General features: G+C 45.4%; 14 protein-coding genes. 12 read left to right on the top strand and 2 right to left on the bottom strand.

The window, feature by feature from the left end; translation table 11 throughout:
* The first annotated feature begins 45 nt into the window (after positions 1-45).
* The gene (locus MD535_RS10200) at positions 46-450 is read left to right on the top strand and encodes a hypothetical protein (protein ID WP_265674933.1); all 405 of its coding nucleotides are present in this window, start codon (positions 46-48) and stop codon (positions 448-450) included.
* Between the two features lie 76 nt (positions 451-526).
* On the opposite strand, the gene MD535_RS10195 is transcribed toward MD535_RS10200, so the two are convergent.
* Both MD535_RS10195 and MD535_RS10190 read right to left on the bottom strand, forming a co-directional pair.
* On the bottom strand, positions 527-1,720 hold the full coding sequence (locus MD535_RS10195; RefSeq protein ID WP_265674932.1) for an HlyD family secretion protein: 1,194 nt from the start codon (positions 1,718-1,720) through the stop codon (positions 527-529).
* Positions 1,721-1,725: 5 nt separating this feature from the next.
* The gene (locus MD535_RS10190) at positions 1,726-2,049 is read right to left on the bottom strand and encodes a DUF3302 domain-containing protein (RefSeq protein ID WP_265674931.1); all 324 of its coding nucleotides are present in this window, start codon (positions 2,047-2,049) and stop codon (positions 1,726-1,728) included.
* A 342-nt stretch (positions 2,050-2,391) separates the two neighbouring features.
* Here MD535_RS10190 and MD535_RS10185 point away from each other — a divergent pair, with 342 nt between their 5' ends.
* The 11 genes from MD535_RS10185 to MD535_RS10135 all read left to right on the top strand — a co-directional run bounded on the left by MD535_RS10185 (position 2,392) and on the right by MD535_RS10135 (position 14,575).
* On the top strand, positions 2,392-3,969 hold the full coding sequence (locus MD535_RS10185) for an arylsulfatase (RefSeq protein ID WP_390902919.1): 1,578 nt from the start codon (positions 2,392-2,394) through the stop codon (positions 3,967-3,969).
* A gap of 191 nt (positions 3,970-4,160) precedes the next feature.
* Positions 4,161-5,465: an anaerobic sulfatase maturase gene (locus MD535_RS10180; RefSeq protein ID WP_313897274.1), complete on the top strand. Its 1,305-nt coding sequence runs from the start codon at positions 4,161-4,163 to the stop codon at positions 5,463-5,465.
* A gap of 12 nt (positions 5,466-5,477) precedes the next feature.
* On the top strand, positions 5,478-6,005 hold the full coding sequence (locus MD535_RS10175) for a hypothetical protein (RefSeq protein ID WP_265674929.1): 528 nt from the start codon (positions 5,478-5,480) through the stop codon (positions 6,003-6,005).
* Entirely contained in the window at positions 6,005-7,018 is a 1,014-nt protein-coding gene (locus tag MD535_RS10170; protein ID WP_265674928.1) for a tetratricopeptide repeat protein, read from the top strand. The genes MD535_RS10175 and MD535_RS10170 overlap by 1 nt, the downstream gene beginning before the upstream one ends.
* Positions 7,018-8,013, top strand: a complete 996-nt coding sequence (locus MD535_RS10165) for an AAA family ATPase (RefSeq protein ID WP_390902921.1) — start codon at positions 7,018-7,020, stop codon at positions 8,011-8,013. Before MD535_RS10170 ends, MD535_RS10165 begins: the two co-directional genes overlap by 1 nt.
* Positions 8,014-8,087: 74 nt before the next feature.
* A complete protein-coding gene (locus MD535_RS10160; RefSeq protein WP_265674926.1) occupies positions 8,088-9,026 on the top strand; it encodes a DUF58 domain-containing protein in 939 nt (312 codons plus the stop codon).
* Positions 9,013-9,489, top strand: coding sequence for a DUF4381 domain-containing protein (locus MD535_RS10155; RefSeq protein WP_265674925.1), 477 nt, complete (start codon positions 9,013-9,015; stop codon positions 9,487-9,489). Before MD535_RS10160 ends, MD535_RS10155 begins: the two co-directional genes overlap by 14 nt.
* Positions 9,490-9,498: 9 nt before the next feature.
* Positions 9,499-10,521: a VWA domain-containing protein gene (locus MD535_RS10150; RefSeq protein ID WP_265674924.1), complete on the top strand. Its 1,023-nt coding sequence runs from the start codon at positions 9,499-9,501 to the stop codon at positions 10,519-10,521.
* Positions 10,522-10,724: 203 nt separating this feature from the next.
* Positions 10,725-12,152, top strand: a complete 1,428-nt coding sequence (locus MD535_RS10145; protein WP_265674923.1) for a VWA domain-containing protein — start codon at positions 10,725-10,727, stop codon at positions 12,150-12,152.
* A complete protein-coding gene (locus MD535_RS10140; protein ID WP_265674922.1) occupies positions 12,145-13,413 on the top strand; it encodes a BatD family protein in 1,269 nt (422 codons plus the stop codon). The genes MD535_RS10145 and MD535_RS10140 overlap by 8 nt, the downstream gene beginning before the upstream one ends.
* A gap of 124 nt (positions 13,414-13,537) precedes the next feature.
* Entirely contained in the window at positions 13,538-14,575 is a 1,038-nt protein-coding gene (locus tag MD535_RS10135) for a helix-turn-helix transcriptional regulator (protein WP_265674921.1), read from the top strand.
* Positions 14,576-14,618: the final 43 nt, after the last annotated feature.

Genomic DNA, 14,618 nt, shown 5'->3' with positions numbered 1-14,618 from the left:
TTGTTCAATGAACGGTCAATATCCATCTACTTACAAAGGTGTCCTATGTTTTTCAATCGTTACCTTAAACCTTTTCTAGCGATCGGTGGCCTAGTCACCATGTATGCAGGGATATACGCGATTAATCCTGAGTCAGCGCTACGAGATATGAACAACTTGCCCTATGATGCTAACTATGTCTTTTTATTTAGACATTGGGGAATGATGGTCGGGTTAATGGGGTTCTTCATTGCGGCATCCGCATTTTTGCCCAAGTGGCGAGAGCCGATAATACTTTATTCATTTTTGGAAAAGTTGTTCATGGTGTACTTGTATATCTCAAACTTTTTCAATCCAGAAACCGCTCATCTAAATTCGAGTTTTGTTCCATTTGCCATCACCGATATTACGATTTGCACTTATACAGTAGGGTACTGGCTTGAAAGCAGAAGGCAGAGCCGCCGATCATAAAAGTCATCGACAATCCATCACTCATAAAAAACCTCGGCTTCGACCGAGGTTTTTTATGAGTGACAAGAAAGCGGCGTTATTTCATTGGCCAAACGTACTTGAGCCACGACATCATGCGAATGAGTACTCTTCGTACAATTGAAGTGTGTAGGATGTCCCCATCGTGGTTGAGTACGACAGCTTGTCCTTGAACACCCATTGGTAGCTCATAGTCGTTAAGATCTTCGTCTAGCTCAATGATACCAACAGCAAACCCATGTCGTGCGAGCGTAGAGGCCGATACCAGCGTGCCATTGGCTTGTACTTCGCCCTCGCGCATGGCTGGCAATACGCTTAATAATTTGCCGGTAAACACTTTACCTGGTTGCGAATCTAATATCATTTCGGCGTCTAGCCCTGGCTTTAGTCGGCGTAATGAGTTTTGCCAGAACATGCCCGCAATTTGACGTTTTCCAGTGTCAGGGATAAAAACCATTGATGGACGTAGCGGGAGTGTTGCAGCGCGAAATCCAGGTGCAAGGGCTATCTGCGTTGGTGTTCCATTAGTCGGTGCTCGAACAAAGGTATTTTCTAAGTCAAGTTCCGCTTGTTTCACCACTTCAACCAACTGTGCCACGCGGGTATTTTCTCCATCGATATGCGATTCGGAATCAAGGCGTATTCGTTCTTGCTCTGACTCCGCGGCATGTAATGCCGATAGTGCAATATCCACACTCGCTTTTGCCGCATTATACAGCTCTTTTTGGCGTTCAACTTGACCGTCAGTAAATGGTGAGTTGTCTCCTCCTGTTTGATGCGCCTTGGCATAGCGAGTGTAAGAAGAGAGTGAACGTTGCAAATTTGCTTGCGCTTTGGTGACGGCTGCCTTTGCTTTATCTGTGTTGGCAATAGCAGAGTTAAGGCCTTGGTTTTTCTGAAAGGCAACGCTTTTCGCTTCTTCTAAGGAGGCTTTTGCTTTACGTAGTGCTATTTGTTGCTTTTCATTTTCAAGGGTAAAAAGTAATGCTCCTTTTTTTACAGGGATATTGGCTTTTGCATGGACCTCTTTTACCGTTCCGGTAATTTGCGGAATAATAGGGACAGAAACAAATACTTCTTTTGAAAATTTGGCATAAGGGTGGTTGTAATTCATTGCGATCATGATGGTGCTTAGTATTGCAATACCACCTAAAACGGCGGTTGGTACAGACCACTTATTTAATGGGATTTTAAAGAGTTTGAAAATGGCAATACATATTGCGGTGTAGGTAAGAATAATTAACATATCCATAATAACTAGTCCTTAATGCTGTTTATTTTATTTTCTAAACTCGTCAATTCTGATCGTAGACTTTCCAGTTCTGAATGAAATTGTTGTGTCTGTTGCGCGGTAAATCCCCAACCTGTACCGGGTTTGTATAGCGTTGCCCAAATCCATAGAAATGGCCAGATGGCGTGTAAGGTAAACAAGCTGACCCAACCTGCAACATGGATAGCATCTTGGTGTGGGTGATTGCGTTTGTGAGCGATTTCATATGGGATATCATGAATAACAATGATCCCGTAAAAAAGCGTTAAAAATACAAAAAAAACGAGGAATAGGGCGAAGTAATCTAACATAGAGATACCTAAATTTTTGATATTGAAGTGATGCGAATAGAACTAATTAACTTGGGTAGTAAGTCAGGGGGATTCTAAGTAGGGATAGGGGTGTGAAATACAGTAAAACTACTGAATGATGACAGACTGTTACGGCTGAGGTAATAAAACCAACCAAATAATGACGGCAATCAATTTACAATAAATAACGGCTTTTGCTACGAAAGAAGAGAATGAAGTTTAATCTTGATATGTATCAAAGAGTTATTTAATAATAATTAATAATCAGTAAATATACTGATTACCTAGAAAGTAGCATCTTAAATAATAAGTTCGACTTAAATCTAATCCAAGGTCTGAACTATGTTCCAAAAGAAAACCTTTCTACAACTTGCGGTAGGTGCCGCATTGACGGTGACGTCAATGACTGGCTTTGCAACGACAGATACTTCTCGCCCCAACATTCTGGCTATTTGGGGAGATGACATCGGTATCGATAACTTGAGTGCTTACACCAAAGGGCAGGCAGGTCACTGGACGCCAAATATCGACCGTATTGCTAATGAGGGGGTGTTGTTCACCGATTTTTATGGTGAGAACTCATGTACTGCGGGTCGGGCGGCCTTCATAACAGGTCAGCATCCAATGCGCACTGGCCTGACAAAAGTGGGGATGCCAGGGGCAAAACAAGGCTCTAAATCTGAAGACCCGACGATCGCGACTATGCTGAAAGCAAAAGGCTATATGACGGGTCAGTTTGGTAAAAATCACCTAGGTGATTTGGATGAACATTTACCAACGAATCATGGCTTTGATGAGTTCTTTGGTAATCTTTACCACCTTAATGCTGAAGAAGAACCAGAACACGAAGACTACCCCAAAATGCCATGGTTCAAGCAGAAATTCGGACCACGTGGTGTTATCCATTCCTACGCAGATGGCAAAATCGAAGACACGGGGCCATTGACCAAAAAGCGTATGGAAACCGTGGATGAAGAATTTTTGACCGCCGCACTGGACTTTATTGACCGCGCACACGAAAAGAACACGCCATTTTTCGTATGGTTTAACGCGACTCGCATGCACGTATGGACACACCTTAAAGAAGAGTCTAAAGGGCTCTCTAAGCGCGGTGGTATTTACGGTGATGGCTTGGTAGAGCACGACAATATGGTCGGAGAACTACTGGATAAATTGGACGAACTCAACATTGCCGACAACACGATTGTAAGCTACACCACCGATAACGGTGTTGAAAAGCTTTCTTGGCCTGATGGCGGTACCGCTCGATTCCGCGGTGAGAAAAACTCTTCTTGGGAAGGTGGACACCGCGTGCCTGCCATGATGCGTTGGCCAGATAAGATTCCAGCAGGTTCTATTGCGAATGAGATTGCGGCGCACAATGACTGGATGCCAACCTTTATGGCGGCGACTGGTGACACGTCTATTGTCGAGGATCTTAAGGCCGGCAAGAAAATTCAGGGAACAGAATATAAAGTACATCTTGATGGCTACAATTTACTCCCAGCGTTGAAAACTGGTCAAGCAACCACACAGCATAACTTGGCAACGTGGCCACGTCAGTACTATATCTATGCAACGGATGGCGGTGATATTTCTGCGGTAAGGGTTGGGGATTACAAGGTGATGTTCAGCGTGAACAACTGTCATGGTTTAGAAACGTGGAACTGCTCGTTTGAAGAGCTACGAGCGCCTAAAATGTACAACTTGCGTCAAGACCCTTACGAGATTGCTGATCATGAAGGGATGTATACCAAATGGTATATCGAGCACTTGCCTTACTTATACTTAGGCGCAGCGACGACAGGTCAGTTCTTACAAACTTTCCAGGCGTTCCCGCCACGCCAAGTACCCGGTTCATTTTCAATCGACCAAATCGTTGAAAAAATGAATATTTGGCAACGCGCTCAGTACAAGTAATTCCAATAGATATTTAAGGTTAGCCCGGTGTTGTCACCGGGCTTTTTTGTGCTTAAAAATAACAGAACGTTCTGGCTCGCAAGCAGTAAATTTACCGATTACCAGACTCACCTAGCGCGAGATAATAGCGGCTCGATAAATACAAGGAAGCGCTAGTCACACGGTATGTGAACCCAACGCGAGGCTTCAAAATGTCCCAGAAAACACAGTGTTTTGATCCATCTCCATCACTTAGTCAACCAGTTAAGAGAATGAATATTATGACGAAGCCTATTGGCTCTGCTTGTAATATTGATTGCACTTACTGCTATTACTTAAGTAAAGAAGAATTGTTGGGGCATGAAAAAGGTTGTGGCAGCCAAATGTCACCAGACATGCTTGAACACTACATCAAGTCATACATTGAACAGCAAAATTATCCTGAGATTGTGTTTCATTGGCAGGGTGGAGAGCCGACGTTACTTGGGGTAAATTTTTTTCGTGACGTGGTTCGGCTACAAAAAAAATACCGACCGGAAGGCGTGAAAATTGAGAATAACCTGCAAACCAATGGCACGTTACTGAATGACGAGTGGGGCAAGTTTCTAAGTAAAAACAAGTTTATGGTTGGCATTAGTCTTGATGGGCCAGAGATGATTCACAACACGTATCGCACGAACCGGTCTGGCAGGGGAACGTTCAAACAAACGATGAAGGGTGTTGAAATTCTACATAAACATCAGGTGAACTTTGCAACGCTCACTTGTGTAAACAATATATCAGGTGCAAACCCTCATGAGGTCTATCGCTTTTTACGCGATGTCGTTCGCTCTCCGCAAATGCAGTTTATCCCTATCGTTGAACCCAAGTCTTTTCGTGATACAGCGCCACAGCAATGGCCGGAAGCAGACATATTGTTTCAAGGAATGCCAGAAACCGATCCTAAACACCCTCAATCTATAGTTGAGCCGTGGTGTGTTTCTGATGCTCAGTGGGGGCAGTTTTTGTGCACCATTTTTGATGAGTGGTTAGAGAATGATATTGGTCAGGTGAACGTGCCTTATTTTGAAGCGTGTATCGAGTCATGGATGGGGCGAGTCAATCCATTGTGTGTATTAGCACCAATGTGCGGTAAGGGTCTGGCTATTGAACACAATGGCGACGTATTTTCTTGTGACCATTATGTTTATCCGGATTACAAGCTTGGCAATATCAATGATGCGGCATTAGAAGAGCTGCAGTTTTCTAAAGGGCAGCAAGAGTTTGGGAACGCCAAGGAAGGCACTCTTCCAAAACAGTGTAGAGAATGTAGCTACCAGTTCGCGTGTTTTGGTGAGTGTCCCAAAAATCGCTTTATTAAAACGCTTGAAGGTGAGCAAGGGCTTAATTATTTGTGTGGGGGGTGGAAACAGTTTTTTACTCATATCGACCCGTATATTTCGATGATTGTTGCCACTATGGGTTACCCCGTCCATAAGACAATTAACGCTGATGCTATGAAAGTTCGTTTTAACTAGGTGGAGATGAGGATGAAGAACATCGGTAAAATTTTGATCATAATCCTGTTGTTGCAACTTTCCGGTCACGCTGTGGCACAAGACATTGAGCAACGCTTTCCTCCTCAGCAGGTTGAGAAAATCCTTGCTCTCGCGTTCGAGAATAAGAGTATTCGTTACACGTCATTCGCGACACAGTTCAACTTTTGTCAACAGAAGCCTAAGCACTCTGAGTGTGGTGAACCTTATCAGGTTAAGCGCTCAAATTATCAAATCGCGAAAGGAAACCATGATGTGTTGGAGCAAGTTTATCATCAAGAAATGAGGGCGTTGGTGATGCCAGAAATGGCCTATCCAGATTTAGTCACGTCATTGCGCGAGCTGGCATATCTAGAGCAAAAACCTCAAGCCGATCTTTTATACAAAGATACGTTGCACGCCGTCAATGATTGGTTGGCAATACATGATATGCCGCAAACGACAGAAGTCTATTTTTTACATGCGTTAATGATCAAAGCTGAGGCGCTTAATCAGCAAATCCGGGACGAGGAAACGTTTTAATGTGCCGAAGACAAGCGCGCCTGAAAAGCTTGGTTGTTACGTGGTTTATGGTGCTCGCTTGCGTTGTTGCCTTACCCATCTACGCAACGCCTTCTTTTGAACGTCATGAGTCTGTGCTCGCCGAGCAGTCACAAGATATTACCTTACCGATTGAACAACGTATTGCTGCGACGCAAATGTTGGGCAATTACACAGGAGCGAATGCCATTATTGCGATTGGGCGAGCGTCTAGATCAGCAACGCTAGAGCTACGATTAGCCAGTATTTATGCAACGCAGCGTTGGCAAGGCAGGGCGAAATGGGATGTGGTCGCTCCGCTGCTGAATGATGATGCTCCTGAAGTACAAGCATTGGCTGTTCGTACACTCGCGCCACTTTGGCGTCAGGTGCCGGAGCGCTATCGACAGATATTGAATCCGGCGATCGATGATCAATTGATGAAAGTGCAGGACACAGCTAATGGGCGTCTGGACACGGCGTGGTTTTATCGAATGCGCCAGCAATACACTGAAGCGGAGCAGCTGCTACTGCTTGAAACGGAATTAAATAATCAACCGAATGTAGTGATGGCTTTGGCTGCACTCTACCAAGACACAAAGCAAGAGAGCCGATCGTTAGACGTACTAGAGCAGGGAGTATCGAGTTACCCGGACAGTTCTATGTTGCATCAGCGGCTAGCTCTGACCTATTGGCGGACTCAGCAGTATTCTGCTGCCATTGAGCACATGCAAGTGGCTTACCAGATTGAAATAGAGAGTGCCGCGCATGCTTATTTACTTGGTCTTATGTTGGCAAAACAACAGCCAGAGCAAGCCATAGGGTTGTTTGAGAAAGCCTACGGGCAACAGGCAGAACCTCAATATCTCTATTCACTTTGTGAAACCAAACTCGCGTTAACAGCAGAATCCGCTGCGTGTCTTAATGAGCTGAGTAAATGGTATCCAGAACCGGCATTACGCGCACTAACCGAAAAATATGATCATTCCAAACTATCTCTCGCAGAGGACCGATGATGACTCACGTTCCGTACATGCCTATCACTGAGCTTATTGAGCAGGTTAATGGCAATATTGTTGGTCAGCACCATGTGACCAAAGCAATGGTTATTGGCTTGATTACTGGTGGTCACATTTTGTTAGAGGGGCTGCCGGGCACAGCGAAAACGCGAGCGGTAAAAACATTAGCAGACACGCTAAACTTGTCATTTAGCCGCATTCAGTTTACGCCTGATCTTCTGCCATCGGACATTACTGGCACGCAAGTCTATCAGCATGAAGAGGGCAAACTTGAGTTTCAGCCCGGTCCGATTTTTAACGCCATTGTACTGGCTGATGAAATTAATCGCTCACCTGCCAAAGTGCAAGCTGCATTACTTGAAGCCATGGCAGAAGGAACCGTCACTGTTGCGGGTGATTCAAAACCTCTGCCACAGCCTTTTATGGTGCTGGCGACACAAAATCCTCTTGAGCAAGAGGGGACTTATCCTTTACCTGAAGCACAGATGGACCGATTTATTATGAAGGTGTCTGTGGGCTACCCATCAGCACAGTCAGAAATGGATATTATCCGTTTGGTTCGCGGTGAAGATAAGGATAACGAACAATTACCGCTTGATGACGCGAGTGCTGAGCATTGGCATGAGCGTTACGGGTTAAGTACGCTCGTAGCGGCGCGTGAAGCGGTAAAAAACATCTATGTATCAGACTCGATTGACCAATATATGGTGGATCTTGTCATGGCCACAAGACTACCAGATAGTTATCGACATAGTCACTTAGCCAACTGGATTGAGGTTGGGGTGAGCCCACGAGCATCAATCGCTCTCGATCGTTGCAGTCGTGCTCATGCTTATATTTCTGGGCGGGATTTTGTCTCTCCAGATGATGTCAGAGCGGTTGCGCCTTTCGTTTTAGGGCATCGTCTTACACTCAGTTTCGATGCGGTAGCGGAAGGTATCACAACGGCGCGTGTTGTTGATGAGCTGTTACTTCAAGTCGCATTAAGTTAGCGATGCCAGATTGCAGTGTGGTAAATCGCCCTGAGGTAAACAGTTCTGAGGTAAATAGCGCTAAGGTAAATACTATGGATCCCAGAGTCGCGGTAAGTGTTAGTGATTTGATCATGACTAAGCAATGGAGCCACGCATTTTCTTTGCCGTCTTCAAATAAAGTCGCCAGCCGCTTAGCGGGTAGCCATCCATCGTCGTTAAGAGGAAGAGGGCTAGATTTTGAAGAGTATCGTCATTATCAAGCCGGGGATGATGTGCGTAATATTGATTGGCTGGTGACAATGAAAACGAATCAGCCACACGTTCGAGTACATCAGCAAGAGAAAGATCGAGCCGTGTTGTTTTGTGTCGAACAGGGTACAAGTATGTTCTTTTCGTCGCAGCAAACCATGAAATCGGTGGTGGCTGCCCAATTACTGGCTGCTTGCAGTTGGCAAGTATTGAGGCAAGGCGATCGGATCGGGGCTGTCGTCGTTGATGATGAATCGCTGCATTGGTTTAAACCTAGCCAGTCACAAAACGCACTATTACGTTTGTTTCGAACATTAGAAAGTCTCCACCTTAACCTCGTTTCAAATGCATGTAGGCGTCACTCTTTGCAGGGTAAACCTAATTTAAATCGAGCATTGAATCGTATGCTGCTACAACGTACTCAAGGATCATTAGTGGTGGTCATTAGTGATTTTTTCGATTTTGACGACAACAGTTCTCGGCTTATGACTCAACTCAAACGTCACAATGACGTCGTGTGCTTGGCCGTGCAAGATCCTATGGAGCAAGCGCTCATTGTGAATGACACCTCGTATTTTAGCGACGGTGACTATCAGGTCATGGTGGATAGCACGTACCAAACAAAACTTGAAGCTTTCAACGCCACCCGTCAAGCGCATCAGGACAATATAAAGCAGCAGTTACAGTCGAAAGGTATCCGTTATATTCAGTTGGACACATCGGGTCATCATTTCTACCAGCTAACAGAGCAACTCAGCGGATGCGATCATGTCAAAAAATAACATACTTCTAAAAACGTTAATTGACCCAACACTGCCGCCTAGTGTTGATTTTTATCCTGAAACGGTTGGTTGGAAGTTGGTTTTAGTCATTGTTTTCATTGCTAGCGCAAGCGTGATGGTCCGGTTTTTACGGCGATATCGCTCAAATAGATACCGACGAACAGCACTCAAGGCAATAAGACGTTTATCGAAAGCTGACGCTAAAACTTACCTAATGACCATCAACAGTATTTTGAAGCAGGTCGCTTGTTATCGTTACCCTCATACCTCAGTCGCGTCTTTATATGATGAACAGTGGTTGATGTTTTTAACGAGTCAAACCAAAGATTGTGACTTTACGACACCCATCGCTCGTCTTTGGCAGCGTCGCCTCTATACCCCGCAACCAAACAATGAGTGGACGTCGAGTGATTTAATGCAGCTTGAGTCGATGGCGTGTGATTGGATTAAATATCATCGTTAAGGGAAAGGTATGATTGAGTTGGCAAATCCTTGGTGGTTACTCTTGCTCCCTCTTCCGTACGGGGTGTATCGATGGGCACCAAGCTATCAGACAACAAAACAGGCGCTGTTGGTGCCATTTTTTGAGCGTTTGGTTGAATCGTTAGGTTTAGATGCAACAAAAGGAGCGGTGAGTCTTAAGCCGAGTCGCTGGCAGCATGTTTCTTTGCTGATGACTTGGATGATGCTTGTCCTCGCTGCCGCAAAACCGGTTTGGCTTGATACTCCGCAGACGCATCAATTAATTGGCCGAGATTTGATGCTGGTTGTTGACCTGTCCGGTTCAATGTCGGAACAAGACTTTGTCGATAATACCGGTCACTCACAATCTAGATTGGACGCGGCCAAGTCGGTTTTGCAAACCTTTAGTGAACGTCGGCAAGGTGACCGTCTAGGGCTCATCGTCTTTGGAGACACGCCTTACCTTCAAGCGCCGTTCACCGCCGATCATCAGGCTTGGCTGACGCTGTTAGAGCAAGCTGAAGTCGCAATGGCAGGTGAAAGTACCCATTTAGGTGATGCAGTGGGTCTCGCGATAAAAACCTATCTAGGCCGGGCAACGAATAACATGTCTGAAAAAGTAGTGATTGTTCTAACGGATGGCAATGATACCAACAGTCTTGTTCCGCCAATTGATGCCGCTAAGGTTGCTAAGGCTTATGGGGTCCGGCTGTATATGGTGGCGATGGGTAACCCCAATACAACAGGAGAGCAGGCCATCGACTTTGATACGATGAAAGAAATGTCAGCTCTGACGGATGCCGAAGCCTTTTTGGCCTTGTCATCGAATGAGCTTGATAACATCTACCACACTATTTCCGATCTGGATCCAACGCTCTATCAGAGTTTTAGTTATCAACCCAAGACGAGCTTGCACGAGATACCAGTCATCATTGCGCTACTCAATTATTTGCTATTTATGTGTTACCGATTGATAAAAGGCAGCAAACCGCGCACATCGGCTTCAGTGTTGAACAAAGAGCATAACCTGTGAATATCGTAAACATAGAGATGTGGTTTGAGTCGTTTCACTTTTTACGACCATATTGGTTGCTACTTTTCCTGCCTTTTATTGTGATGGTTTGCTTTCGATGGCAAAAACACGAGCAGGCGAACACCTGGTTGCTTGGGTTACCCTGTCACATAAAAAGAGTGTTGATAATAGGACAGTCTAAATGGCACCGAAATAGGCCATTGATGGGCCTCACGGTACTCGGTGTGTTAACGGTCATTATCGCGGCTGGGCCTAGTTGGTATCGTCAACCATCTCCCTTTGCCGAAGATTCGACCCCGTTAGTTATTGTCTTAGACGTTTCAAGTTCAATGCAACAGACCGATGTCGCGCCTAACCGATTATTTATGGCCAAACAAAAAATCATTCAGCTGCTTCAACAGCGAAGCAGTGGCAAAGTCTCGTTAGTGGTGTTTTCGGGCAGCGCTCACTTAGCCATGCCACCGACATTAGACAGGGAAGTGTTTCACTCATTATTGGCAGCAATTCAGCCACAGATCATGCCAAGGGAAGGGAAATTTGTAGAGTACACGTTGCCCCTTATCGATGCGGAACTCAATAAGTCCTCAACCTCGGGCTCGGTAATATTGATGACTGACGGGATAAGTACGGCTGGACTGAATCACTTTCAGCGTTATTTCTCGACAAATCAGCATCAATTGCTGATTTGGGGAATCGGTAGATCGCACGCCGATAGCACCATGCCGTTGGAGCGGGAAAAGTTGTCGGCATTAGCGGAAAAGGTAGGAGGGCAATGGACGCCTTTTACCATCGAACATCGAGATGTGGATGCGATAGCGTCTCTGTTAGAGCAACACGCTAAATTTAACGGTGGTGAAAGTGAGCCTTGGTACGACTGGGGGTATCACCTTCTATTCCCTTTAATGTTGTTGTACTTATTGTGGTTTCGTCGTGGTTGGTTAGTGCAATGGGGGCTGGTGGTCGTTGTCTGTAGTAGTGTTTACAGCCCTTACAGTTACGCCAGTTTCGGTGAGGTTACGTCGCAGGCATGGCTCAATCTCTGGTTTAGCAAAGATCAGCAAGGACAGCGCCTATTTAGGCAGCAGCACTATGAGCAAGCGGCGAGGGTATTTGAAGATAGTTATTGGAAAGCGATCGCCTTTTACTACGCGGCTGACTATCCAAGTGCTCAGCAGTATTTTTTAAGGATCGATAACGTTGACGCGCAGTTAGGTGCCTCGGCGGCATTAGCTCATCAAAGAGAGTACATTGCGGCGATATCACTTTATCAACAGATATTGACACGCGAACCTGCCAATGTTGTGGCTCTGCATAATCTCGACCTTATGGTGAGTATCATCGAACACATTAACGATTTCTCTGAGGGGCAGCTTAGTAGTGGTGAGATGGAGAGCAGTCAGGAATTAGGTCAACAACCGCAAACAGCAGAAGGGGTGACACAAGAAGTGGACCCATCGTTGTTAATAGAAGAAACACTTAGTGCAAAAGAATTGCTCAGCAATAAGCAGGCTCACGAAAAGTGGATGAAGCGTGTCGATAGTGATTTAGGGGTGTTTCTTGGCTATAAATTTCACCGTCAATTAGAGTTGGGAGCAGCCACGAAGACGCTGACAGAGAGCGCCAATGACTGATTTATTGAATATGTGCGCGCGCGTGTTATTGGTTTGGATATTGATGGCAATGGCTGCTCAGTGCCATGGCAATGAGATAGCCAACTTAAATGAATCGGCAAAGGTGATGGTTTCTGCCAAGCTCGCATCCAATCAACCCGTCGCATTACATCAACAAGTGGTGGTTACCGTTGAGGTAGCGACCGATACTTGGTTTACGAAGGGCACGAAAGTCCATCGTTTCGAGGTTGAAAACGCACTGGTCGCAACGCGTAGCGCGTTTGCGGTGAATTCTACCCAGCGGCGCAATGGGAAAACGTATGCCGTCCAACAGTGGGATATTGTGCTGTACCCGCTAGCGACAGGTGAGCTGCTTATCCCCAGCATTGTGGTTGAGCTGCAAGTGAAATCGGAGCAATCGAATATCTCGGGTTACCTAACAACCACGCCGATTAAGTTTGAGGTAATCAAACCCTCTGCGTTCATGAACCCGGACAATAGTTGGCTGGTTAGCCCGGATGTCACACTTGAACAAACGTGGCAGCGTATTTCTTCGTTATCGGATGAAACCGAATTGTTGGTCGGTGATGCCCTGATTCGTGAAGTGAGTATCGAAGCGTTACAAACCAGCATTATGTTCATGCCTGATAGGTTGATAAAAGAAGGCGCCAATAACGGTTATCAACGCTATCGTCAGCAGATCACGTTATCAGACTCCGAAAATCGAGGGCTGCATATTGCAAGGTTTAAGCGGCAATATACGTATGTGTTTGAACAGCCGGGTCGCTACACGCTACCCACGATTGAGCTTTATCAGTGGCATCCCGATACGAATCAAATGCATGTATTAAAACTTGCTCCTAAAGAGGTTGTTATTAAGCATACATTGGTCAGTTATGTTCGCAGTTATTGGCAGTGGATAATGACGGTGTTGATAGGACTGGTCTTGTCACTTTGCGCCTTGATTACACTCTGGAAACGCTATCAATGCGCTAAAAGGCAACAAAAATTGCCGCTCTTTTGGCTGTACTTGTTAGCTGTAGTGGGGATGGAAGAGGTTGAACTTGAAGTATTACTGTTTAAAAAGCGACATAGCCAAGGTCACTACCAATTCATGAGTATTTCTGCTGACACTCAATATCATCGATTAATTGCACGAATACAGGTCAAGCGATACGCATCAACAGGAGGTTTGATGGTCACTACTTTGTCGCGATTTGAGTGGCTATGGTTGTGGTGGATGGTGAGTAATGGTCTTCGAACGCGTTTAGTTCGGGTCTAAGTTCGCGTTTTAGACGTCGCGTTTAGTCTATTTAAAAACGATGCATTATCGTGTCGTAAAATGACAAGTGCGTGGATTGATTTTTGTTTATGGTGCGATGGCCTATAAAACAAGAAGAGATGATATGAAGAGTGCGACTCACAGTATTCCCCTTATTAGGGCAAATAGTTTGCACGATTTAGGGGAGCTTTTTAAGGAGCAAAATCCTGACATTCACGCTCTGATTGCAAGTATCAGCGCTCCATTGGATGTTCAACAATGCCATCAAGATTTCCTACCTGAAGCGACACTACGTAGTCTTATCAAGGTCTTCGGAGAAAGTTGCTCGCCGCAAGCGTTCATCATAGCTATACAACACGCTTGTAAGACGCGCTATATCCCCAGCGTGATCGCGCAGCTAAGCCAATATGGGCCGATGACGGTTAGGTCGGCGCTGGAACAATTTAATGAAATCATTAGTGACCACTCAAGCGGTGCTCGACTATCTCTCAAGCACTTTAATGGGGATGACTGGTTTGTTCGTGATAAAGAGGGCGTGTGTGAAGATTGGTTTAAATATGCGGAAGTGTTCTCAGTCATCTTTATGGATGAGTTGGTATCAGCGTTATCCGGACGTCGCCATTGGAATAGATACGTGACATTAAGAAGCTCAGACATGGAATCCTTTATTACCTGTCCACAGCTGGCTCATATCCAATTTTTTACGCATCGCTCTGTAACAGGCATCCGTTTAGATGCGTCTATTCTGAATACCGACGCCTTGCTACATCGCTATCCTTCGAACCATGCCGCGCAAGTACTCCGCCCAATACCCATTCAGTTTGTTCCTGCCTTTAAACAGTCACTGCAACCTTATGTACGTATGGGTAAGCTGCCACTGTCACAAGCATCAAGGATTTTATGCTTACATACCCGAACCATTCAAAGACGTCTGCATGCCGTGGGCCTGACATACCGTGATGTTATTGAAGAAATCGTTCTTGAGCGTGCACAAGATCTGTTGCTCAACTCTTGCTTATCCATAACGGCGATCGCCGCGAATATGGGGTATGGTGACTCTGCTAATTTTACTCGATTTTTCAAACGGAAAATGGCCATGACGCCTTCCCAATATCGGTGTCAAAAGAGCGCTAAAGCGGGCGTTAGTCGGGATAGAAGATAAGATTGAGCTGGTGGCACGAAATGACAATTTTCCTCACGTTGAA

It is taken from the genome of Vibrio qingdaonensis (genome assembly GCF_026191675.1).
GTDB classification, from domain to species: domain Bacteria; phylum Pseudomonadota; class Gammaproteobacteria; order Enterobacterales; family Vibrionaceae; genus Vibrio; species Vibrio qingdaonensis.
The sequence above is the reverse complement of the archived record's forward strand: the minus strand, read 5'-3'. Positions and strand labels throughout refer to the sequence as shown.